This window comes from Candidatus Thiodiazotropha endolucinida (assembly GCF_001715975.1).
GTDB lineage: Bacteria > Pseudomonadota > Gammaproteobacteria > Chromatiales > Chromatiaceae > Thiodiazotropha > Thiodiazotropha endolucinida.
Map to the genome: position 1 here is coordinate 204,522 of NZ_MARB01000001.1, position 20,886 is coordinate 225,407.

General features: G+C 53.7%; 18 protein-coding genes. 11 read left to right on the forward strand and 7 right to left on the reverse strand.

All coding sequences use genetic code 11. The features are described 5' to 3' along the window. Window positions 1–126 precede the first annotated feature (126 nt). The 5 genes from modB (at window position 127) to CODIS_RS00950 (ending at window position 4,704) form a co-directional block, all read left to right on the forward strand. Window positions 127–744 carry a molybdate ABC transporter permease subunit gene (modB, locus tag CODIS_RS00930; RefSeq protein ID WP_235615101.1) on the forward strand — a complete coding sequence of 206 codons (618 nt, stop codon included), beginning with the start codon at window positions 127–129 and terminating at the stop codon, window positions 742–744. Next, window positions 741–1,814: a molybdenum ABC transporter ATP-binding protein gene (modC, locus tag CODIS_RS00935; RefSeq protein ID WP_201258995.1), complete on the forward strand. Its 1,074-nt coding sequence runs from the start codon at window positions 741–743 to the stop codon at window positions 1,812–1,814. Before modB ends, modC begins: the two co-directional genes overlap by 4 nt. 82 nt (window positions 1,815–1,896) lie before the next feature. After that, complete coding sequence (gene sixA / locus CODIS_RS00940) at window positions 1,897–2,361, forward strand: phosphohistidine phosphatase SixA (protein ID WP_069120599.1); 465 nt, start codon at window positions 1,897–1,899, stop codon at window positions 2,359–2,361. A gap of 13 nt (window positions 2,362–2,374) precedes the next feature. Continuing rightward, window positions 2,375–2,572, forward strand: coding sequence for a hypothetical protein (locus CODIS_RS20755; protein WP_154722958.1), 198 nt, complete (start codon window positions 2,375–2,377; stop codon window positions 2,570–2,572). Window positions 2,573–3,450: 878 nt separating this feature from the next. Continuing rightward, a complete protein-coding gene (locus CODIS_RS00950) occupies window positions 3,451–4,704 on the forward strand; it encodes an OprD family outer membrane porin (RefSeq protein WP_083220469.1) in 1,254 nt (417 codons plus the stop codon). 23 nt (window positions 4,705–4,727) lie between these two features. Here CODIS_RS00950 and CODIS_RS00955 read toward each other — a convergent pair whose 3' ends face one another. After that, window positions 4,728–5,099, reverse strand: coding sequence for a NifB/NifX family molybdenum-iron cluster-binding protein (locus CODIS_RS00955; RefSeq protein ID WP_069120605.1), 372 nt, complete (start codon window positions 5,097–5,099; stop codon window positions 4,728–4,730). 133 nt (window positions 5,100–5,232) lie between these two features. On the opposite strand from CODIS_RS00955, the gene dsbB reads away from it, so the two are divergent. The 3 genes from dsbB to CODIS_RS00970 all read left to right on the forward strand — a co-directional run bounded on the left by dsbB (window position 5,233) and on the right by CODIS_RS00970 (window position 8,114). Further along, entirely contained in the window at window positions 5,233–5,739 is a 507-nt protein-coding gene (dsbB, locus tag CODIS_RS00960; protein WP_069120608.1) for a disulfide bond formation protein DsbB, read from the forward strand. 257 nt (window positions 5,740–5,996) lie between these two features. Beyond that, window positions 5,997–6,944 carry an acetoin utilization protein AcuC gene (locus tag CODIS_RS00965; RefSeq protein ID WP_069120611.1) on the forward strand — a complete coding sequence of 316 codons (948 nt, stop codon included), beginning with the start codon at window positions 5,997–5,999 and terminating at the stop codon, window positions 6,942–6,944. Window positions 6,945–7,328: 384 nt separating this feature from the next. After that, the gene (locus CODIS_RS00970; RefSeq protein WP_069120615.1) at window positions 7,329–8,114 is read left to right on the forward strand and encodes a DUF2189 domain-containing protein; all 786 of its coding nucleotides are present in this window, start codon (window positions 7,329–7,331) and stop codon (window positions 8,112–8,114) included. Window positions 8,115–8,155: 41 nt separating this feature from the next. On the opposite strand, the gene CODIS_RS00975 is transcribed toward CODIS_RS00970, so the two are convergent. Beyond that, window positions 8,156–8,950: a hypothetical protein gene (locus CODIS_RS00975; RefSeq protein WP_069120619.1), complete on the reverse strand. Its 795-nt coding sequence runs from the start codon at window positions 8,948–8,950 to the stop codon at window positions 8,156–8,158. Then, window positions 8,947–11,373, reverse strand: a complete 2,427-nt coding sequence (locus CODIS_RS00980; RefSeq protein WP_069120625.1) for a Lon protease family protein — start codon at window positions 11,371–11,373, stop codon at window positions 8,947–8,949. Before CODIS_RS00980 ends, CODIS_RS00975 begins: the two co-directional genes overlap by 4 nt. Window positions 11,374–11,618: 245 nt before the next feature. On the opposite strand from CODIS_RS00980, the gene CODIS_RS00985 reads away from it, so the two are divergent. The 3 genes from CODIS_RS00985 to CODIS_RS00995 all read left to right on the forward strand — a co-directional run bounded on the left by CODIS_RS00985 (window position 11,619) and on the right by CODIS_RS00995 (window position 14,759). Further along, window positions 11,619–12,119 carry a BCAM0308 family protein gene (locus CODIS_RS00985; RefSeq protein ID WP_069120629.1) on the forward strand — a complete coding sequence of 167 codons (501 nt, stop codon included), beginning with the start codon at window positions 11,619–11,621 and terminating at the stop codon, window positions 12,117–12,119. A gap of 67 nt (window positions 12,120–12,186) precedes the next feature. Beyond that, window positions 12,187–12,864: a protein-L-isoaspartate(D-aspartate) O-methyltransferase gene (locus tag CODIS_RS00990; RefSeq protein ID WP_069120632.1), complete on the forward strand. Its 678-nt coding sequence runs from the start codon at window positions 12,187–12,189 to the stop codon at window positions 12,862–12,864. Between the two features lie 68 nt (window positions 12,865–12,932). Next, window positions 12,933–14,759 carry an adenosylcobalamin-dependent ribonucleoside-diphosphate reductase gene (locus CODIS_RS00995; RefSeq protein WP_069120923.1) on the forward strand — a complete coding sequence of 609 codons (1,827 nt, stop codon included), beginning with the start codon at window positions 12,933–12,935 and terminating at the stop codon, window positions 14,757–14,759. 250 nt (window positions 14,760–15,009) lie between these two features. On the opposite strand, the gene CODIS_RS01000 is transcribed toward CODIS_RS00995, so the two are convergent. The 4 genes from CODIS_RS01000 to CODIS_RS01015 form a co-directional block, all read right to left on the reverse strand. Further along, the gene (locus tag CODIS_RS01000; RefSeq protein WP_083220470.1) at window positions 15,010–16,014 is read right to left on the reverse strand and encodes a GGDEF domain-containing protein; all 1,005 of its coding nucleotides are present in this window, start codon (window positions 16,012–16,014) and stop codon (window positions 15,010–15,012) included. A 340-nt stretch (window positions 16,015–16,354) separates the two neighbouring features. Next, complete coding sequence (locus tag CODIS_RS01005; RefSeq protein WP_069120639.1) at window positions 16,355–19,048, reverse strand: arsenate reductase (azurin) large subunit; 2,694 nt, start codon at window positions 19,046–19,048, stop codon at window positions 16,355–16,357. A gap of 13 nt (window positions 19,049–19,061) precedes the next feature. Continuing rightward, complete coding sequence (locus CODIS_RS01010; protein ID WP_069120640.1) at window positions 19,062–19,637, reverse strand: arsenate reductase (azurin) small subunit; 576 nt, start codon at window positions 19,635–19,637, stop codon at window positions 19,062–19,064. After that, a complete protein-coding gene (locus CODIS_RS01015; protein WP_069120924.1) occupies window positions 19,637–20,881 on the reverse strand; it encodes a cytochrome-c peroxidase in 1,245 nt (414 codons plus the stop codon). Before CODIS_RS01015 ends, CODIS_RS01010 begins: the two co-directional genes overlap by 1 nt. Between the last annotated feature and the right edge of the window lie 5 nt (window positions 20,882–20,886).

Below are 20,886 nucleotides of genomic sequence, written 5' to 3' on the forward strand. Positions count from 1 at the left end.
AGCGCGAACATATCTAATTCAAAACAAAAAACTTAGCACTCAAAACTCATCAATGCGGAGCTGACCATGGCATTCGACTGGCAACCCGTCTGGCTGACCATCAAACTGGCCAGCACCACAACCCTGGTGCTGCTCATCGTCGGTACCCCGATTGCCTGGTGGCTGGCGCGCACCCACACCTGGTACAAGCAGGCCCTCTCGGCGGTGGTTGCCTTGCCGCTGGTGTTGCCGCCCACCGTGCTCGGATTCTACCTGCTGATCATGCTCGCCCCTGACGGGCCTGTGGGACGCCTGACGGAGACCCTTGGTATCGGTAGCCTGGCCTTTACCTTCGAGGGGCTTGTGTTTGCCTCGGTGCTCTATTCGCTGCCCTTCGTGGTACAGCCGCTGCAGAATGCGTTCGAGGCCCTTGGGCCGCGTCCGGCGGAGGTGGCCGCCACCCTGCGGGCCTCGCCATGGGACCGTTTTGCGACCGTGGTGATACCGCTGGCGCGATCCGGCTTTCTTACTGCTGCGGTCCTCTCCTTTGCCCACACGGTGGGCGAGTTTGGCGTGGTGCTGATGATTGGCGGCAGCATCCCCGGCGAGACCAGGGTGTTGTCGGTGGCGATCTACGAACAGGTTGAGACCCTGGAGTATGGCCAGGCTCACCTGCTGGCTGCCGGTATGCTCGCCTTCTCGTTCCTTGTGCTGATGACCCTCTACCTGGTCAATGGACGTATTACCCGGAGTCATCAGCCGTGAGTGGTATCGAGGTCAATCTGAAGCACTGTTTGGGTGACTTCGACCTGGAGGTGGATTTCACCGCACCGGCACAGGGTGTCACAGCCCTGTTCGGTCCTTCGGGATCGGGCAAAACCAGTGTGTTGCGTGCCGTGGCCGGTCTCGAGCGCACAACCCAGGGCGTGGTGCGGGTCAATGGTGAGACATGGCAGGATGAGAACCGGTTTTTGCCGGTCCATCGGAGGCCCATCGGCTATGTGTTCCAGGAGGCAAGTCTCTTTCCCCATCTATCGGTGCGGGAGAATCTGCAGTATGGCATGCAACGAGTGCCCGAAGCACAGCGACAGATACCCTTTCACGATGTGGTGGAACTGTTCGGGATATCAGCCCTTTTGCCACGGTCTACGGCCCGGCTCTCCGGCGGTGAACGCCAGCGGGTCGCCATCGCCCGCGCCCTGCTCACCAGCCCGCGACTGTTGCTGATGGATGAGCCGCTCTCCGCCCTCGATCATGCGGCCAAACAGACCATCCTGCCCTATCTGGAGCGGTTGCACGACGAATTCGCCATCCCCTCCCTGTATGTCTCCCACGACCCCAATGAGGTGGCCAGGCTCGCTGACCATATGGTGGTGCTGGATAGTGGGCGAGTCACCGCACAGGGCGATGCCGCACCACTGCTGACCCGGCTTGATATGCCCCTGTCCGGCTACGATGACGCCTCCGCGCTGCTGGTGGGCAAGGTTACTTCCCACGACCACAGCTATCATCTGACCTGGATAACTTTGCAGGGCAACAGGATTGCCGTACCCCGGGAGGATCTGCCGGTAGGCCGGCATGCCAGGGTACAGATACAGGCCAGGGATGTCAGTCTGTCGCTGCGGGCCCATAGCGATACCAGTATCCTCAACATCCTGCCGGTGCGGGTCATCGACACCCGCGACATCAGCCCCACCCAGGTGCTGGTGCGCTTGGAACTGGAGGATGGCCAGACCCTGCTGTCACGCATCACCCGCCGCTCCGCCATGGGCATGGGGATTCGTGAGGGGATGCAGCTCTATGCGCAGGTCAAGAGTGTGGCATTGCTGACCTGAAATGGTTTTGAAAAAATGAACAAGGAATATCGGATGGATGGGTGTTGATCGAATCACACGAGGCCTATGGGTTGGGGGTGTCATGAAACTATATCTCGTACAGCACGGTGAGGCATGCAAAAAAGAGGTCGATCCCGATCGACCCCTGACCGACCAGGGCAGGGAGGATATTGATCGGCTCGCCGCTTTTCTTAAACAGGCCGGCATTCGCCCAGACAGGGTGATCCACAGTGGAAAACTGCGCGCTATGCAAACAGCTGGGCGTTTGACCGATGCGATTGCGCCGGGATTAACGCTGGAAGCAAATGGCGGCATTAACCTAAATGACGATCCCAAGGCGTTTGATTCGCATAAGAAAGGCGGAGGTAAAGAGATAATGGTTGTCGGTCATCTGCCATTTATGGCGAAGTTGGTTTCGCATTTGCTTCTCGGGGATAGAGACAAGCCGGTCATTGCCTACAAGCCAGGCAGCGTCGTCTGTTTGGAACGCGTGAATAATGAGAGTTGGCGGGTCAATTGGATGTTAAGACCGGAGTTGCTTGGGTAGACCGGCGGGTTACTTGAGCCGCGACACGTCCCTAGTTTGCCATCTTGTTGCGGATCGCATCGAGATTCAGAGACACTGTGCCCTGTTCCATCACCGCGAATTCAATCTGTTCAATCGCATAACCACCGCTACGGCTCGTAAAGACGGCAATCAACACACCGGTCTGGTCGATCGTCTTGCATGCGACAAGGTATTCCTATGCCTGGGTTGAGATCTGTACGACAGTGCCGACCCCGGTCTTACCGCTATTGCCGGAGTAAGGACGCGCGATCACCTCGAAGTTGCTTTTTTCATCCGGCTTCTTATACAGGCGAATATTGATCCGGCCGTCAACGGTCGCCGGTTTGGCATCTCGCGGCGGAAGATAGGTAAGGGTACTTTACGAAGTCGGCTTTTTATTCGCCGATCGGGATACTCCCGGAAAACGGCTAGACAAGGTCGGCTGCCGATACCGGAGTGGTAAGTGCGAACAATACTGAAACAGTAACAAATATCATTTTTATTGTTGTTTATCCTTTACTGTTTCGCCTTTACATGCCATCACCCGATTCACGTGGTCGGGCAGGGTCTGCGCAAGTTTTCCGCAGGCTTGGGCTTTTTTGCCCGATCTGATGGGCTCGTTTACACATTCGCAGACACTGTATTTCCGCTCGTCAGTACCTGGACCTGCACGAGTATCTTCTTCACTGCTATTGGAACAGCCAAAGAGCCACAATATAGGGACAAGGAAGACAAGCGGTTTATTCATAGTTGGTACTGGTCATCGTAAGTTTCCATGGGGAGCGGCTTGCCATGCGGTGCTCGGCCTTAGGTGTCGAGTATTACAGATCATGTAAAGGATAGCACTGATCAGTGTGTAGTAAGCAGCGCGAAACATATTGCAAACGATAATCATTCGTATTAAGATTCCGATTATTGAGTATAGCTGTTCACGGTGGTATGAGAAAGGGATGAAACTGCGTACATCCTTAGGCTTCATAAGACACCTCGAGCATCGCTAGACAAACAGTTCTTTATTTACATTAAGCCGTTCGGCCTGCCAGCAGACGCCAGCCAGCCTTAATTTAAACTCTGAGTGGGAATTGAGTTATGCAAAAAGCAAGACTGACTACGTTCGGTGCAGAGAGAGTGCCGGCAGGGATCTCCTTTGTTGAACGGAAACGGGATGTTAATCCCCTTTTGCGGGTGGTTGGCAGCCAGAATAGAGTGACCCAACCTGTGAGCTGTCACCGCAATACCTTATTGCCTGATAGTGAAAGATCGTTACTAAAGAGGATGGTCCAGGCTGGATTGCTGGCCGGAGTGCTGTTTGGTCACTCGGGGGTGACCGCCGCACTGGCCGAAGAGGGTGTCTTCGGCAACCTCAGGCTAGGCGTTATCCATGCCGAGGATGAAACCGGCAATGAAACGGACGGTTCAGCCATTGGCGGTAAGCTCGGCTATATCAGTCCGACCTGGAAGGGATTGAGCGCCGGCGCAACCTTCTATACCACCGGGGAGCTGTTCGATGATGAGAACGGCGATTTTTTCTCATCGGAAAACGCCAGCTACGCCATTCTGGGCGAGGCCTACATCCAGGCAGAATACAGCAACACCGCGCTACGTGTCGGTCGCTTCGAGCTGGATACACCCCACGCCGATACCGATGATATTCGCATGGTGCCGAATACATTTCAGGGGCTGTTACTGAGCAATAACGATATTGCCGGTACCACACTCTATCTGACCCATCTCGATAAATGGGCCGGTGTCGATGCCGATATTCCGGAAAGATTCCGGGAGTTGAACGGCGACGACGGCCTGACTGCGGTCGGTGCTGTGTTCGAGGGCATCGAACAACTGACGCTGCAGGGATGGTACTACCAGGGTAGCGATTTTGCCGAGCTGTTCTACCTGGAAGGCATGTATGAGACCGATGCCTTCAGTATCGGTCTGCAGATCGGCTCCCAATCGGATGATTCCGGCGGTGAGTCAGGGCCTGACGGTGATGTCTGGGGTATCACCGGCAGCTATAATCTGGCGGATTTCACAATCACCGCCGCGTACAACGATGTATCGGGTAGGGTGACCAATGGTTTCGGTGGCGGTCCCTATTTTACATCGGCAGACGACCATACCATTGACGGTATCGAGGATCAGGAGGCAACGGCATTCGGTATCGAGTATGCGGGTGTCGAGGCGCTGGCAGTGGGTGTGCTACATGTGGATTTCGATCAGGGAGCAAACGAAACCGACTACTACGCGGTATACGATTTGAACGATCATCTGGGTCTCGAACTGATCTACACCGACATGCACGAGGACGGTGACTTCGTCAGGCTGATGGCCAACTACGGCTTCTGAATTCGCTCCGCCGCCTATCCTGTTCAAGGCATGATTGGCGGATGGGGCTGGCCGTGGGCATGCGCTTCAGTTGGCGGCAGGGGTTTGCCTTCAATCACCGCCGTGACTGCAGTCAGAGGGTCCTGTTCGCTGGTGACAATGACTACGACACCAGCACCCCTCATGCGTCGGACAAATCCCTGTCCGCTACCGCCGGTTATCAGGTAGTTCATCTTGAAGATTGGATGGTCATCCCCCCTGAACTCATGCATCGACATCTGCTTCGGCAGATTGAGGCGGGCCAGTTCATGGGCCTGGCCTGTTTCCGGGTCCTGTTCATAGATCAGGAAGCGTCTTGTCTTGCCGGCGTGTTGAGTGATGGTGCGGAAGTTTTGACTGGTGACTGCAATTTTCATATGACAATCAACATACTGCCTGTTCGATCTCCCTGGCATTGAAAATGATCAATCGTCGGTTTCTGGGATTGATATATGGATAGTACTTTGGATGGGCTAAGATAAGCACACCACTCACTGTTTTGAAAAGTATATGTTGGTCATTCAAAAACGCCTGCCATGGCTGTTACTGGCGGTAAGCGCACTTATCCTGGAGGCTGCGGCGCTCTATTTTCAATACGGCTTGGATCTCGATCCCTGTGTCCTCTGTATCTATCAACGGGCTGCGGTGATGGGGATCTTCGTCTCGGCGCTTATCGGTATGAGTGCCCCGACTTCGTCGATCGCCAGATGGATCGGCTATATCGGCTGGGGTGTGGCGGCCGGCTGGTGTCTCTATCTGGCACTGGAACTGTCCGGGTTGCAACTGGGTATTGTTCAACCTTCGCTGAGCTGCGATGTCAATGCCAAGTTTCCGGCTTGGTTCAAGCTGGATCGATGGCTGCCAGCGGTGTTTCAGCCGACAGGTTTCTGTGGCGATATTCAATGGCAGTTTCTCGGTTTGAGCATGCCGCTATGGATGGTTGTTATCATGGTGTTGCAATTGATTGTTTTGGGGGTGGTGGTGTTCATTGAATTGCGAGCTATGCTGAACAGATAAACTAATCATGTTTGGTTTTCACTTCTAACTGGATGGCCACATATCGTGCAGCCCGTTACATGGGTGATCCTTGGATCGCTGCCCATTTACATAATATATTGGCATCGAAAGAGTATTTATGAGGTGGATTAAAGCATGCGGGATTGATATGAGTTATTTCAATTCATCCATTGCTTGAGCCAGTCATTTGTTATCTTGCCTATACTTGAAATAGGCAGACCGTCATAGGAGGCTGAATCTCAAAGTGGGTGGTTTCTATGAGCGATAAACCGGTCACTATCTATTTTGGTGAGACCCTGGGTCGCTACGGTTTTGGTGACGGGCATCCCTTTGGGCCCGACCGTATTCAGGCCTTCTGGAAAGAGACGCTCAAGCAGGGATTGGACAAACAGGTATCTATCGCTACGCCACAACTGTGCAGTGAGCAGGCGTTACTCCCATTCCATACCCAGGCCTATATCAATCGGGTGAAGATCCAGTCGGAGAGCGGCCACGGTTACCTCGATGCCGGTGACACCCCTGCCTTTGAAGGCGTGTACGAGGCTGCCTGTACTGTGGTTGGGTCCGTATTGGATGGTATGCAAGCCATCCTTTCCGGGAGACACCCAAAGGTGTTTGTTCCCATCGCAGGCCTGCACCACGCCCGGCGGGATTCGGCTGCCGGTTTTTGTGTCTTTAACGATGCCGGGGTGTTGATCGAAAACCTGAGGATCAACCATGGCATTCGTCGTATCGCCTATATCGATATCGATGCCCATCATGGCGATGGCGTGTTTTACGCCTTCGAATCAGACCCCGATTTGATCTTTGCCGATATCCATGAAGATGGCCGTTATCTCTATCCAGGCACTGGGGCGGTGGAAGAGACCGGCAAGGGGGAAGCCAAAGGTAAAAAGCTGAACGTCCCCTTACCGCCCTTGGCCAATGACGCCCATTTTCATCGTGTTTGGCCCTCTGTCGAAGCATTTATTCGACAGGGGAAACCGGAGCTGATCATACTTCAGGCGGGCGCCGACAGCATTCAGGGTGATCCGATCACGCATATGGAGTTTACGCCTGCCGCGCATGAATATGCCGCAGCCCGGCTGAGTAAACTTGCCGATGAATACTGTAACGGTCGTATGATTGCACTGGGAGGAGGGGGGTATAACCGTTCCAATCTGGCGTTGGGATGGAATGGCGTTGTCAAGGCAATGTTGACATGAAGCCTACATTGAATCCCATTTGGATACCGGATCAGTCAGCGAGTGGAGTGTGGATGGTTGCTGAGCCTTATACATTTTGTATAACAAGAATGTCTTATATCTGTCTCTTGTTAAAAGGTAATAATCGATTGGTTATACTCAGGGCAGCCAACTGAAATCACCCTTGCCGAGATATAATTACACAACCTACAAACAACAAGCTAAACTAGACGCACGACCAATAAAGATAATAGCTTCGTTAAATACCATTCAGTCACGTGGTTTTTTTACGGATCAGCATAATCAATTACTAATATTAAGCCTTGTAGGCTTTTTTTAGGCACGTTGTCGATGCCTGTATTTAATAAAAATTTAAGCATTAGCGCTTTTCTCGGAGGCTACAAGATGGAGACCACAGCATATACAGGCAGTACCCGGTGGCACGAACTCGTTGTCAATAAAATAAAATTTTCCGAACCTTTCGAGTGGTTGGCGAAAGGTTGGAGGGATATGATTGACGCGGCACGATACAGTCTTACCTATGGTGCCGTTATTGTACTGATCAGCGGTCTGCTCACATTTGTGCTGTTTTCAACAGACAGCATGTTTCTGTTGCCATTTCTCGTTGCCGGTTTTTTTCTGGTTGCTCCATTCCTGGGTATCGGTCTATATCAGATGAGTGCCCACCTGGAAAAAGGGGAGCCACTTAAAACCTGTAACGCACTGGAGGCGTGGAAAAGCAATCATACCCAGATCAGCATGATCACCGCAGGTTTTTTCATCATGATGCAGCTATGGATAGCCTTGAACTATGTTCTTTTTTCCCTGCTCTATGAGGGTCTTTCGCCGCCACTGGACAATTTCTTCAGTAATGTTTTTCTTTCCGAAAAAGGAAGGAACTTTACCATAGCAAGCATTATGGTCGGTTTTTTCTTTGCCTGGTGGGCCTATATGATCAGCGTAATAACGGTGCCTATACTTATCGACCGCAAGATTGACGGATTCACCGCGATTCGCCTCAGTGTCAAATCCGTTCTGCAAAACATGCCTGCCATGATGCTCTGGGCATTTATAATTGTAGTGATTGTAGGATTGGGGCTGATGACCTACTTCGTGGGATTGCTTATTGCATTACCCTGGGTCGGACACGCAAGCTGGCATGCCTATCGTTCTTTGGTACCATCGGATTAGTGTTAACAGGCAGGCCCTAGATGGTTTGATCTGTGCATCGGTTATTTGCGTACCACCACTGTGGGGTAGGGCAAACGCTCAAGTATTTGCTTGATGGTGGGTCCCTGCAGCAATGGACTCTGTTCGCTGATCATCAATAAGTCGCATGCGGATCTCTTCAGTTGATTGGCCAGGGCTGCAGGCTCCAGGTCATTGATATACACAACGTTGATGAGTTGATGTGGATCTTGTTGCGACAGGTAACTCTGCAGGGCTGCTTTCTGGGGTGTCTCTTCATCCGGAGTGAGAAACAGGGTTAATCCAATATCGGGACTCTTCCCAAGTTCGGTGATCGTTTCCAGCAACTTTTGACTGGCCATGCCGGTATCGAGTATGGCCCCAACCCTGAGGGGCTTGGATACCGAAAAGGTCTGTCGCGGCTGGGTGGAAAGGCGGCGTGAAGCGAGGGCGCCCTGGTTGCCCATCAACAGCATCTCGGAGTCTGTTGCCAGCTGTTGCAGATCGCTGTCGTACTCACCACGCCAGACCCGAAAGCTCCAGTTCAATCCGGCACGTCTGGCTGATTCCTCCAGGTCTTCGCGGGCATGTTTCGCAATCGCCCGCCATTCCTGGATCAGCCTGGCGGGGTCGAGGCGCGCCTCATTCCGGCTGTCTATCCGCAGTTCGCGCAGAAAGGGAAGGCCGGTGATCCGGAACAGCGCATCGTCTTCAACGAATACCCCTTCCAGCTCTGCCTGCAGCAAGGAGGCGATGGTTGTACCGAGCGACAGCAACTCCCTGCTCTGTGGTTTATCGAGCAACACAACGGTGATGCGGCGACGGGCAGGGGAGTTCATTGATCTTCTCCGGTTACCATGACGGCCATTTCATCCGTTGACTGCATGCGTTCCGAGAAGCGGATCAGACTCGCCTCCACGCGGCCGTTGACGCTGTCCTCGGGAAACTCGCCATTTTCGTCCCGCGTGCCGGCGGGGGTGCCGGTCAGCAACGCAATGCCCTGGTCGATGTTCTCGATGGGATAGACGGCGAACTCGCCCGCTTTCACCGCCTGCACCACATCCTCGCGCAGTATCAGGTGTTTGGTGTTGGCAGAGGGGATCAACACCCCCTGGTGACCACTCAAACCCCGCGTCCGGCAGATGTCGAAGAAACCCTCGATCTTTTCATTGACCCCACCGATGGCCTGAACCTCTCCCATTTGATTGACTGACCCGGTGATGGCAAACTGCTGTTTAATGGGAAGGCCTGAGAGTGCCGAGAGCAAGGCGTAGAGTTCGGCGGACGAGGCACTGTCGCCCTCGACCCCGCCGTAGGACTGCTCGAAGACCAGACTGGCGGAGAGTGACAGCGGGTAATCCGGCACATAGCGTCCGGCGATGAAGCCTGAAAGGATATAGACACCCTTGGAGTGGATCGGACCGCCCAGTTCCACTTCCCGCTCGATGTCCACGACCTGGCCTTTGGCGAGTCGGGCGCGGGCGGTGATGCGGTTGGGGTGGCCGAAGCGCTGATCACCCAGCAGCACCACAGAGAGACCGTTGATCTGACCCACGACTTCACCGTCGGTGGCTATCATCAAGGTGCCTCGGACAACCTCATCCTGCAGTCGCTGCTGTACCCTGTCTGCGCGGTGGATCTGGGCCTCGATGGCCTGTTGTACATCGTCCCTGGAGATCAGTTTATGCCCTTGTTCGCCGGCCCAGAAATCGGCCTGCTGGATCAGGTCGGTGAGGGAGCGCATGTGGCTGCTGAGGCGTTCGTTGTCGTCTGCCAGCCGCATGCTGCGGTCGATCACCCGCGCCACCGCGTACCTGTCCAACGGGCGCAGTTTGTGCTGTCGCGCGAGGGTGGCGACCAGTTGCCCATAGTGGTGCTCGTTGTGACTGTCGCGCACCAGGTCATCGTCGAAATCCACCGCGACCTTGAACAGCTCGTCGAACTCCGGATCGAGGGCCTGCAGCAGATAATAGATATGCCGTTCCCCCAGCAGCACAACCTTGACATGCAGTGGAATCGGTTCGGGTTCGAGGGATTGGGTACTGATCAGGCTGGTGATCTGGGCCAGGGATTCAATACGGATTTCACCCGATTGCAAAACCCGTTTCAGTGTCTCCCAGGCAAAGGGTTGGAACAGCAGCTTGAGCGCGTCGAGAATCAGATAACCGCCATTGGCCCGATGCAGGGCTCCTGGCCTGATCATGGTGAAATCGGTCTCCAGCGCACCCAGGTGAGCGCGATGCTCGATGCGGCCCACCAGATTGTTGTAGCCTGGCAGGTCTTCATAGACGATTGGTGCGCCGCCATTGGCCTCGTGAGCCAATAGCAGGTTGACCCGGTAGCGGTAGTGCCAGGGCGGCCCTTCCTCCTGTTGGCTCAAGGGGAGGCCGAACAGCGTGGGTTTGCGTTCATCATGGGGGAGGAACTGCTGATAGTTATTGATCACGTCATCCTCTACCCGGTCCAGAAAGGCGATGACTGCCTCGTTATCCCGGTATTTCTCCCGCACTGCATCGATCAGATGGTGTACCGCCGAAGTGGTCATTTCCCTGTTCAGTTTGCTGATCTCCTCCCGCGCCTCTTTCTGCCACTGGGGGATGGCGTGCAGGGTTCTGCGCAGCTCCTCCTGTAGCGCTTTGACATCCTGTTCGATCGCCTCCTGCTCCTTCTCCGGGAGTTTATGGAACTGTTCCGGACCGAGGATCTTGTCATTCTGTTTTGGCCCGAGGGTAAAGCCTGTCGGGGTATTGATCAGGGCGATGTGTTTCTCCTCCGCCTTTTTCTGCATTGCAGCCATGGCATTTTCCTGGCGTTCTTCGAGCCGGTCTTCCTTGGCCTGTCTGCGGGTATGGTATTCATCGCTTTCGAATACCAGGGGGATCGCTTCCTGCAGGTCGATGACAAGCTGTTCCATGTCCTCCTTGAACATCACCCCTTGACCGGCGGGCAGGGCGACTGCATGCGGTTTACGGGCATCACTGAAATTGTTGACATAAAACCAATCGGACGGGATGGGACGTTCCGCTGCCAGGGCCTTGAGAAATTTCCTGACCATGGCGGATTTTCCCGCCCCGGCAGGACCCAGTGCATAGAGGTTGTAGCCTTTATGTTCCACCCCGAGGCCGAAATGGAGTGATTCGGTGGCCCGTTCCTGGCCGATAAAGCCCTCCAGATCCTCCAGTTCATCGGTGGTGTCGAAGTTGAACTGATCCGGGTCGCAATGGCGGCACAGGGCTTCGGGGGGCAGTGCGCGAGTGGTCATGACAAGACTCCTTGTGGCACACAATCATCTTTGGCGAGAACGAGACGGTTCACAACCAGTCTGGAATTCCAGTCCCTATAAAAATTGTAGACCCATGCTGAGGTGGCAACATGACCTGGCGCAGTTCAACCTTACCGGTCACATTGACATTGATAGGGAGGTTGATCGCCGGCCACGAGCTACAATTAAGATAGAACAATAAAAAAAAGAGCACATTCACGCCATCTCACCAGGAGGTCGCCATAATGTCTCAAAATACAAGCTACACATCAGTCAAGAGAAGGGACAGACTAATCAAGGAACGAAGTATTGATGCCTACCGAAGTGAACGCAAACTGCCAGATCCCACGCTATGCCAGATATGCGGTGCGGTGTTTACAGGTGGACGTTGGCAGTGGTGTGAGGCCCTCCCCATAGAGGCCAAAGAGACCCGCTGTCCTGCCTGCCAGCGCATCCATGACAGGGTGCCTGCCGGATATCTAACCCTCAGTGGCACCTTTTTCAATGAACACAGAAAGGAGATCATGCGGCTGATTCACAATCATGTTGAAAGACAGCGGACCCGTCATCCACTGCAGCGCATCATCGATACACATATCAAGGAATCCGGCGATATGGAGATCTCATTCACGGAGTTTCATCTGCCGAAAGGGGTTGGCGAGGCAGTTAAAAATGCCTACCAGGGAGAACTCCAGATTCATTTTCCGGAAGCATCCGGGCAGGTGCGTGCCAGTTGGTCGCGTTGAGGTGCTGAGTGATGACCGGGTCGTACGGTGAACAGGGATGCTTTATGGAGGGCTAAGGGTTGCAGTAATGTCAAATCAGCTCCAGATGATCAGTGATATCGAACGGGAAGTTGCCTACACGCAGCACATGATTGGCCGTTCCGCATTGAGTGGGGCGGTCATGCAAGCGATTCGTGAAGTGCCCAGGGAGGCCTTCGTGCCGGCAGCAGAACGCCGTTTTGCCTATGACAACGGCCCGCTGCCGATCGGTTGCGGACAGACGATTTCTCAACCCTATATTGTTGCCTTGATGACCGATCTGCTGGAGGTCGGTGAGGACGCGGTGGTTCTGGAGGTGGGTACAGGTTCAGGTTATCAGGCCGCGGTACTCTCCAGAGTGGTTAAGCGGGTCTATAGTGTCGAGGTAATCGAAACACTGTCGTTGCAGGCTACGGAAACATTGCAAAAATTGGCTTACGAAAATGTCTCCTGTCGCCACGCGGACGGTTATCACGGATGGCCTGAGCATGCGCCCTACGACGGTATCCTTGTCACCGCGGCCGCAGTGGATGTGCCAGCACCGCTCGTTGATCAGTTAAAACCGGGTGCCCGTCTGGTGATTCCGGTGGGACAACCCTATGGCTATCAGGATCTCATTGTGGTGGAAAAGAGTCAGACTGGGGAGGTCAGTGAAAAAACGATCCTAGGTGTGGCCTTTGTGCCACTGACACGCAGCAACAACCATTTTTCACAGTATCCGGAATGAATCAGACAAGACCTAGATCCTGATTGACCGGAAACGATGACAACCATGACTCGACAGGGGTGAAGCAAATGCCACCCGACCCTTTTCAATCAGACGTCTCCCAATATATCTGGAATAGCAAATATCGCTATTGTGATGATGAAGGGCCTGTTGACGAAACCCTAGATGATACCTGGCATCGCGTGGCGAGAGGGATTGCCGGTATCGAACCGCATCGGCAATCCGATTGGACCAACCGGTTTTTGAATATCCTGAGAGGTTTTCGCTTTCTGCCTGGTGGGCGCATCCTGGCGGGTACAGGTGTGCCCTACGATGTCACACTGTTTAACTGTTTTGTAATGGGGCGTATCGAAGATACCCTTGAGGCAATCTTCGATGCCCTCAAGGAAGGGGCATTGACCATGCAGCAGGGTGGCGGGGTCGGCTATGACTTTTCGACCCTTCGTCCACGGGGGTTCCCCGCGCGGCGTGTCGGCAGCATTGCATCCGGACCTGTGTCGTTCATGCGTATATGGGATGCCGCGTGTGATACCCTGATATCGACCGGAGCACGGCGTGGTGCCATGATGGCGAGCCTGCGTTGCGATCATCCCGATATTGAGCGCTTTATCGATGCCAAGCGGCATCCCGGCGAACTGCGCCATTTTAATTTATCTGTACAGGTCAACGACGATTTTATGCAGGCAGTCGACCGGGATGATGCATGGCCTCTTGTGTTTCCAGTCAGGGCATTGCAGGGCAATGATCAATGCAGTGATGATGTCGTACAGCGCGTTTGGTCCGATCGTCACCAAACCGAGCCCTGTCGGATATTGCGTCGTGTTCGTGCGCGTGATTTGTGGGAGAGGATCATGCGTGCTACCTATGAGTACGCCGAGCCCGGTGTGCTGTTCATCGACTCCATCAATCGAATGAACAACCTCGCCTACCGCGAACGGATCAGTGCGACCAACCCTTGCGGGGAGGTTCCCCTGCCGACATATGGCGCCTGTAATCTGGGTTCGCTGAATCTGACAACTTTCGTCAAGCAACCCTTCACTCAAAGAGCACAACTGGATCTCCACACATTGGATGAGACCACTACCGATGCCGTCCGGTTTCTGGATAATGTGGTCGACTTGTCGCGATTTCCTTTAGAGGCGCAACGACAGCAGGCGCAGGGTACAAGGCGGATTGGTCTGGGTATGACCGGATTGGCGGATGCCTTGATGATGCTGGGTTTAAACTATGGGCATGAGGAGGCCAGACATCAGGCCGCGAAGGTTATGGCCCAAATCTGTCATACGGCTTACCGGGCTTCCATCGAGTTGGCGAAAGAGAAGGGTGCATTTCCCTATTTTAATCAGGCTGACTATCTGCACAGTCCGTTTATCCGTGCCCTACCTGATGAGATACAACAGGGTATAGAGAAGCATGGTATTCGTAACAGTCATCTGACTGCTGTCGCGCCCACCGGTACGATCAGTCTGTTTGCAAACACGACCAGCAGTGGCCTGGAGCCGGTATTCGACTTCTATTACCGGCGAAAGATTCTGCAGCCGGATGGAAAGTATCAGACATATACATTAACCGATTATGCCTGGCGGCTATGGCAGACAGTATGTCCCGGTAAACCACGGCCGGATTATTTTGTCGACTGCAACACCTTGACGCCAGACGATCATTTGCTGATGCAGGCGGCACTACAGCCCTATGTGGATAATGCGATCTCAAAGACCATCAACGTGCCTGCCGATTATCCCTTTGAACAGTTCAAGTCACTCTACAAACGGGCCTATGTGCTGGGCCTGAAAGGATGTACGACTTTTTGGCCCAACCCGGTGACCGGTGAAATCCTCTCGGTCGAACCTGATATCAGTCATCATTGCTGTTCTATCGAGCGGGAAGCCGGCTAGATACCTTACGCTTTGTGACTGCCGTCGGTCTGTAAGGTTGTCTTATCACAACCAGTAGTACACTGGTGAGAGGATAAAAGCGGTTGAACTCACAATCCCGACAACCGGTATTCAGATGGGGTAGGGGTGATTCGTCCATGATCCGTTCATACGCCAGTAAGAACGCGGCCGGACTCACTGCAAGCTCACCAGGCGGGACTGCTGTGATGGCTGTTTAAGAATGCGACTTAAACAGGATACAGAAGCAACGCTATATTCCAAACAGTTGTACTTGCCTGTTACCATTGTGCTTTTCGAGCTTGGCCGAGTACATGGACTTATCGGCGCGGGCGAGCAGTGTTGCAAGTGTATCGTCAGCTTGAAGCAGAACGATTCCGTGTGAGACGCTGATGTCACCGAGTTCTGTCGTTAATCGTGACATCATTGCCTCGGCTTGCTGTTTATCCGTGTTCGGCAGGGCCAAGGCAAATTCATCGCCTCCCCAACGCGCCACCATATCGGCATCACGAGAAATTCTGATTAGCTGCCTGGAGACTTTTATCAATACTTTATCTCCGGCCATACGGCCCAATTTATCGTTGATTTTTTTAAAGTCATCAAGATCGAAAAACACAATACTTAACGGATGCTCCTCGCGTCTTGCCAGGGCAATCAGGTGGGCAACTATCGCTTCCCAATGGCGGCGGTTTGCCAATCCCGTCAGTGCATCATAGTTGGCCAGTTTAAGGATCTTGGTGACCAGGTTGTTTACAACCAGTCCAATTGTCAGTGTACCTCCAAACGTGGTAATTACGAATACATCCCAGTAGGGTACTTGACGTAGAAAGAGTACCCAGGCGGTCAATCCGAACACGACAATCAAATTTGTTAAATAGTAAGCAGGGCGATAAAAGTGGAAGGTGAAAACGAAAGAAATGGGGTAAATAAAGCCCGTTAAATAGACCATGTCAGTTGGTAGTATCCATTGCAATGCAAGCAGCAATGCATAACTCACCGGGGATTGCAGCATTGAAAACCACAATACCAGGCCGGATGAGATAAACAGATTTATTGCAGGTATTATGAATGCATAACCGACAAACAGATATACCATCCATTTGAGTTCGAACCAAGGCAACAGCAACATGGAAGTTGCACCGATCACGCCGATACCAAGAAGAAATAGAGTGCCGAGTTCGTTATACTCGATGCGAGTGTTTTCTAGGTCTGTCTGGAATCCCTTCTTCAATAGACTTCGGCAAATGTCGTTTAACATCACCTGATCCACTTGCGTCTTATTCGAAGAACTACATGATAATATCTAATACGGATCATTATACTTAATATCATCAACAAAACTCTTGTTTTTCACAAAAATAAGGAATGGCCTTCTCAAGATGATCCAACTATGCGTTGTGGATTGGAATGGGCTTATGTTTTTCACTAGGGGTTTGAAAACATATCAATCAGTCTTACGATGTAGGCATGTGAGATTGATACAATCCGTAATGCTCCTGTTGTCCAGATATTCACTGCCTGAGGACTGGAAATCAACATCAAAAAAAGGGGATGGCCGAAGCCACCCCCCGATTCCTCAATATAAGCCTGTTAAGGTATCAAACCACGTTGCGCGGTGCGAAAGACATGGAACGGAATTCGCCCTTGTATTTCGATTCGCCGATCTTCTTGACCCGCGCCACACCCATCTTGTAGTTGTAGTTACCACTGATCTGATCCGGCACCCGGCCCTGCAGGGCATTGGAGGGCTGGGCGGTATTGATGAAGTAGGAGTACATGGTTCCCTTCTTCACGTGCGGCGTGACGATCGCCACGGCCGTAACCGCCGCCTTGTCCAACTTGATCCAGCCGTTCTGCAACAACTCTGCGAAGTTGAAGTCCTTGCCGTGTACACCCTTGATGGTCTGCTTGAAGTTGGGAACACGGTCGGAATAGAGCAGGACCTGGTCACCCGATTCGATACCCCGTTTGGCGGCGTCATCGGGATGGATCTCGGTCCAGTTCTCGGGCCAGCGTTGCGAGATGTAGGCGCGACGGTCCACATCGTCGAAACCGGACTGCCAGATTTCGTTGATGCGGCCGTTAGTGTGCCACAGCTCGTCATCCTTGGGTTTCATCCACGCCCAGTAGTCGGAGAACAGGCTCCAGGGATGTTTCTGGATATTCACCTTACCGGTCTGGGAATTGAAGTGGGTACTCTTTTTGTTGACCATGTTGGCGCCCTGGGTACGGCCCTCCGCCACCATCTGTTCTTCTGTCATGGTGGTGTCGTGGAGACGTACGGTGCCAAGCAGTTCACCGGTCTTGTAGTTGAAGAAGGTCGGTCCCTGGATACCCTCGGTTCCCAGTTCTCGCAGCTTTTCATGCAAGGTCTTGCCCTCTTTGTGGGCGGCGACCTTGATCATGTGATAGGCCTTGCGGTTACCGCGGCTGAAACGGGATGACTCTTCACAGACCTCATTCGAATTCTTCCAGTCAAAACCGTCGAAGCCCATCTTCTTACCCAGTTGGGCAAAGATCCACCAGTCAGGTTTGGCATCGCCGGGTGCGTCGTAGAACTTGGAGTAGAGACGGATACGACGTTCACCGTTGGCGCGGACAAAGTCCTCTTCACCCCAGGTGGCGGCCGGCAACACAATATCGGCAAAACGGGAGCCGATGGGGTCGTGCAGGTAAATCTCCTGATTGAGCACCACGGTACCGCCACTGTCCATACGCTTCTTCAAGGTCTCGACGATCTCCTCCTTGTCGAAGGATCGTACCTGATGCGGGTTGTTGCTGACCAACTCTTCGAACTTGGCGTTCAAGCCCCCTGATCCACACATGGATTGAATCCAGGTGGTGCCGACCACATGGGCAAAGCGGGTGTTGCCTGAATAGAAGTAACGATCGCAATCCAATGCCTGGCGACGACGTCCGGGTCGTTTCTGGGCCGACTTGTTGCGGGGGTAACCGCCACCGCTGGTGCCGCCACGTTGATGTCCGCCGAAACGACCGACCACCTGACCGGGACGACCGCCTGCGCCACAGATTGTGGCCAGCGAGCTTACGGCATTGGTGTTACCGGTATTGTTGGACCAGTAGAAGCCCTTTTCGATACCCAGTGAGGTCTTCGGTCGGGTGCCGTCGGCCTTGGGCTTGGCCATCCACTCAGCAGCCTGGTATATCTGCTCAACCGGAATATTGGCGATCTTGGCGGCGTTCTTGGGATCGAACTCATCCTGAGCGAAATTCCACTTTTTGTAATCCTCAAAACCCTTGGTCTGGAATTTGCCCCAGGTGGTCCGCCACTGCCATGGGGTGTTGCGGGTACCCTGGCCGAAGCCTGAGCTGGATTCCCACTTGTTGTTGACCCATTTCTTGATCCACTCGCTATCCTCCCAGCCATTTTCCATAATGACCCGGGCGATCGCGCCCAAGACGGGCGTGTCGGTGCCAGGATCGAGTTGGATGAACAGGGCATTACCTCGGCTCTTGGCATACGCGATGCCTGCAGTCTCACGCACATTCACCCAGATCGTCTTCTGGCCACCGTCGATGGCAGGTTTCATGAACTGGTTGAAGATCATTGTCTTGGTTTCGTAGGGATCGGTACCGCAGATCATCAGGACCTCGGCATCACCCCAATCTTTATAGGCGGGACCGAAGTTATCGAAACCGGCATCCCGGAATCCTGGTGTCGAAGTTACGTTGGCCGGTGTGTCGTGCATAGTCCAGTTGGCCGTCTTCATGGAACGACGTGCAAACTTGGAACCGGCATAGGTGTTTTCAACAAACTGATAAGAGTAGATCTTCATGCCGTAAGCGTTGGCGCCATACTGCTTGACGGTGTACTTCATCAGATCCGTTGCCACATCCAATGCCATATCCCAGGAAACCGGTTGCAGGGTTCCGTTGATGCGGATCATCGGTGACATCAGACGGTCATTGGTGGGCTTGTCCGGGTTGTAGCATTTCTGCGCGATCGTGCCGCCACGGATGGAGGAGTCACCACTAATGTTAACAACCTTGGCGTCTTTATCCGGAATAACCACCACATTATGGGGGCGCCCCTTGTGCATCACGACATTGTGTTGCGTCGGTGCGACCCATGCCTGCAGCGGACCACTGGGAAAGTCGACACCAAAGGCGTTTTCAGACGCCTTCATGCCCCCGTTCGGCACACCCACCGGCCAGCGATAGACCTTGTAACCACAAGCGACGATACAGTAGTCGCAGCAGGTGGTGAGGACTTCAGCGCTTTTCGGCGGCAGCGGTGTCTTGTCTTCGGGAAGGTAATATTTAGTTGCCATTGTTTATCTCCTCCTAGCCTTCCATCAGGTTGTCGTTACGGCCGAAAATTAGGCCCATCATGCCGACGGCATAGATGTCATCGCCGTCCAGTTCAAGCAGGACCTGAGGGATACTCTGGTAGGCTTGACCCGAAACGATGATGCCATGACGAGTCAGATCGTATGTGGACAGATGCAATGGGCACTGGCCTAAAACTCGGTGTTCTCCCACAGCATGATACTTACCCGTGAGATAGCCGCCCTGATGTGTGCAGAGGTAACTGAATCCAACAACATCCCGTTTCGGACCGATACCGCCGCCCGCTTTTGCGCCATCCATCTTGACCACGAAACAACTGGTGTTGGGACCGTCATCGGGATAGTTGAAGTCCAACGGCTGGTTGTCCTTCAGTTGACTCAGCTTCGCGACCAGCTTGCGTGGGTAGCCGACGACGCGTGCCTTTGCCTGGGCCTGGCCCGGGAACAGGCTGATTGAGATCGTGCTTGCGGCTGCCGCGGCAGAACCTGAATACATCAGGAACTGGCGACGATTCAACATGCATTTGCCATGCTCGGCCGCAGTCTCATCTTTTTTCTTCAGATCAGTCATTATTTTGCCTCCTGTGCGGCTTTCAGTTCAGCCAGGGTGAACAGAGGAGCATAGGGTGGTTGTTCCGGCTTCTCCATCTCGATCTCAGGACCGGAGAAGGCCTCCAGGAACGCCAACAGATCTTCCTTCTCCTGGTCGGTTAGACCAAGGGGTTTGATCAGCTTGGTTTTGGTTTCCGGAAACAGTGTTGTGCGACCCTCTTCATCAACGCCGCCACGATTATAGAAATCGATGACCTCTTCCAGGGTGTAGAAAACGCCGTTGTGCATGTAGGGCGCGGTGTAGGCGATGTAACGCAGTGGTGCGGTACGGAACTTACCTTTATCCCACTTGTTCTTCGAGCGGTAGTAGAATCCCCAGTCAGACTTGGCGGTGCGATAACCCTCTTCAGTCTGACCTTTGGCGTACTGCTCAAAGCGGAAGGTGATCTGGGCCAGACCGTCCTCTTCCCAACGCTTGTTCGGAGGCACGCCGATGTTGTGAAAATCGGAATCGGTGGTCAGTTCACCGTTGTGGCAGTTGATGCATCCCGCCTTGCCGTTGAACAGTGCCATACCGCGCACCTGCTCTTCACTCAAGGCGCTCTTGTCTCCCTTGAGATACTTATCGAGAGGCACTTCATAGTCACCGGTGGTGTTCATGGTGCGTTCGAATGCGGAGATGGCATGCCAGACATCATCGATGATCGGCCATTCGGTGCCGAACACCTCTTTGAAGCGTTTCCTGTACTCTGGAATGAGTGCCAGGCGGGCTTCCATGATGTCATCCTCGCCATTACCCGCGACACCACCCTTGGCAGCCGATTTGGCCTGCTTCTCATTCGATGAGGCAGAGCCGGCCCAGAATTGTCTGGGGAAGTAGGCACTGTTGATGATGGATTGACTGTTGCGCCAATGAACCGTGCCGGGATAGCCGCGGGAGAAGTCTTCCGCCCAGGCCCAGCCCTGTTCAGGCTCATGACATGTGGAGCACCCGGTTGAGGCGTCACCGCCTACACGTGGATCGAAAAACAAAAGTTTGCCGAGTTCCACTTTGGCGGAGGTCAATTTGTTGTCCGGTGGGATCGGGGCTTTGCCCAGTGGCGCCAATGCGGGAGGCGCAGAAGACTTCATGGCCATTTTGGCGGCAGGCATCTTATCAGGTGCTGCGGCGTTAGCCTGTTTTCCGGCAGTCGCCTGACAACCCATAAATACAGCCGCAACGGCGGTGGCAACCAGGCTAAGCGTAACTTTCTTGATATGCATGGTCA

Bases quoted from the DNA above. Each gene is read 5' to 3' on its own strand.
- sixA (WP_069120599.1), top strand. From the start codon at position 1,897: ATGAAACTATATCTCGTACAGCACGGTGAGGCATGCAAAAAAGAGGTC.
- CODIS_RS00950 (WP_083220469.1), top strand. From the start codon at position 3,451: ATGCAAAAAGCAAGACTGACTACGTTCGGTGCAGAGAGAGTGCCGGCA.
- CODIS_RS00955 (WP_069120605.1), bottom strand. From the start codon at position 5,099: ATGAAAATTGCAGTCACCAGTCAAAACTTCCGCACCATCACTCAACAC.
- dsbB (WP_069120608.1), top strand. From the start codon at position 5,233: ATGTTGGTCATTCAAAAACGCCTGCCATGGCTGTTACTGGCGGTAAGC.
- CODIS_RS00965 (WP_069120611.1), top strand. From the start codon at position 5,997: ATGAGCGATAAACCGGTCACTATCTATTTTGGTGAGACCCTGGGTCGC.
- CODIS_RS00970 (WP_069120615.1), top strand. From the start codon at position 7,329: ATGGAGACCACAGCATATACAGGCAGTACCCGGTGGCACGAACTCGTT.
- CODIS_RS00975 (WP_069120619.1), bottom strand. From the start codon at position 8,950: ATGAACTCCCCTGCCCGTCGCCGCATCACCGTTGTGTTGCTCGATAAA.
- CODIS_RS00980 (WP_069120625.1), bottom strand. From the start codon at position 11,373: ATGACCACTCGCGCACTGCCCCCCGAAGCCCTGTGCCGCCATTGCGAC.
- CODIS_RS00985 (WP_069120629.1), top strand. From the start codon at position 11,619: ATGTCTCAAAATACAAGCTACACATCAGTCAAGAGAAGGGACAGACTA.
- CODIS_RS00990 (WP_069120632.1), top strand. From the start codon at position 12,187: ATGTCAAATCAGCTCCAGATGATCAGTGATATCGAACGGGAAGTTGCC.
- CODIS_RS00995 (WP_069120923.1), top strand. From the start codon at position 12,933: ATGCCACCCGACCCTTTTCAATCAGACGTCTCCCAATATATCTGGAAT.
- CODIS_RS01000 (WP_083220470.1), bottom strand. From the start codon at position 16,014: ATGTTAAACGACATTTGCCGAAGTCTATTGAAGAAGGGATTCCAGACA.
- CODIS_RS01005 (WP_069120639.1), bottom strand. From the start codon at position 19,048: ATGGCAACTAAATATTACCTTCCCGAAGACAAGACACCGCTGCCGCCG.
- CODIS_RS01010 (WP_069120640.1), bottom strand. From the start codon at position 19,637: ATGACTGATCTGAAGAAAAAAGATGAGACTGCGGCCGAGCATGGCAAA.
- CODIS_RS01015 (WP_069120924.1), bottom strand. From the start codon at position 20,881: ATGCATATCAAGAAAGTTACGCTTAGCCTGGTTGCCACCGCCGTTGCG.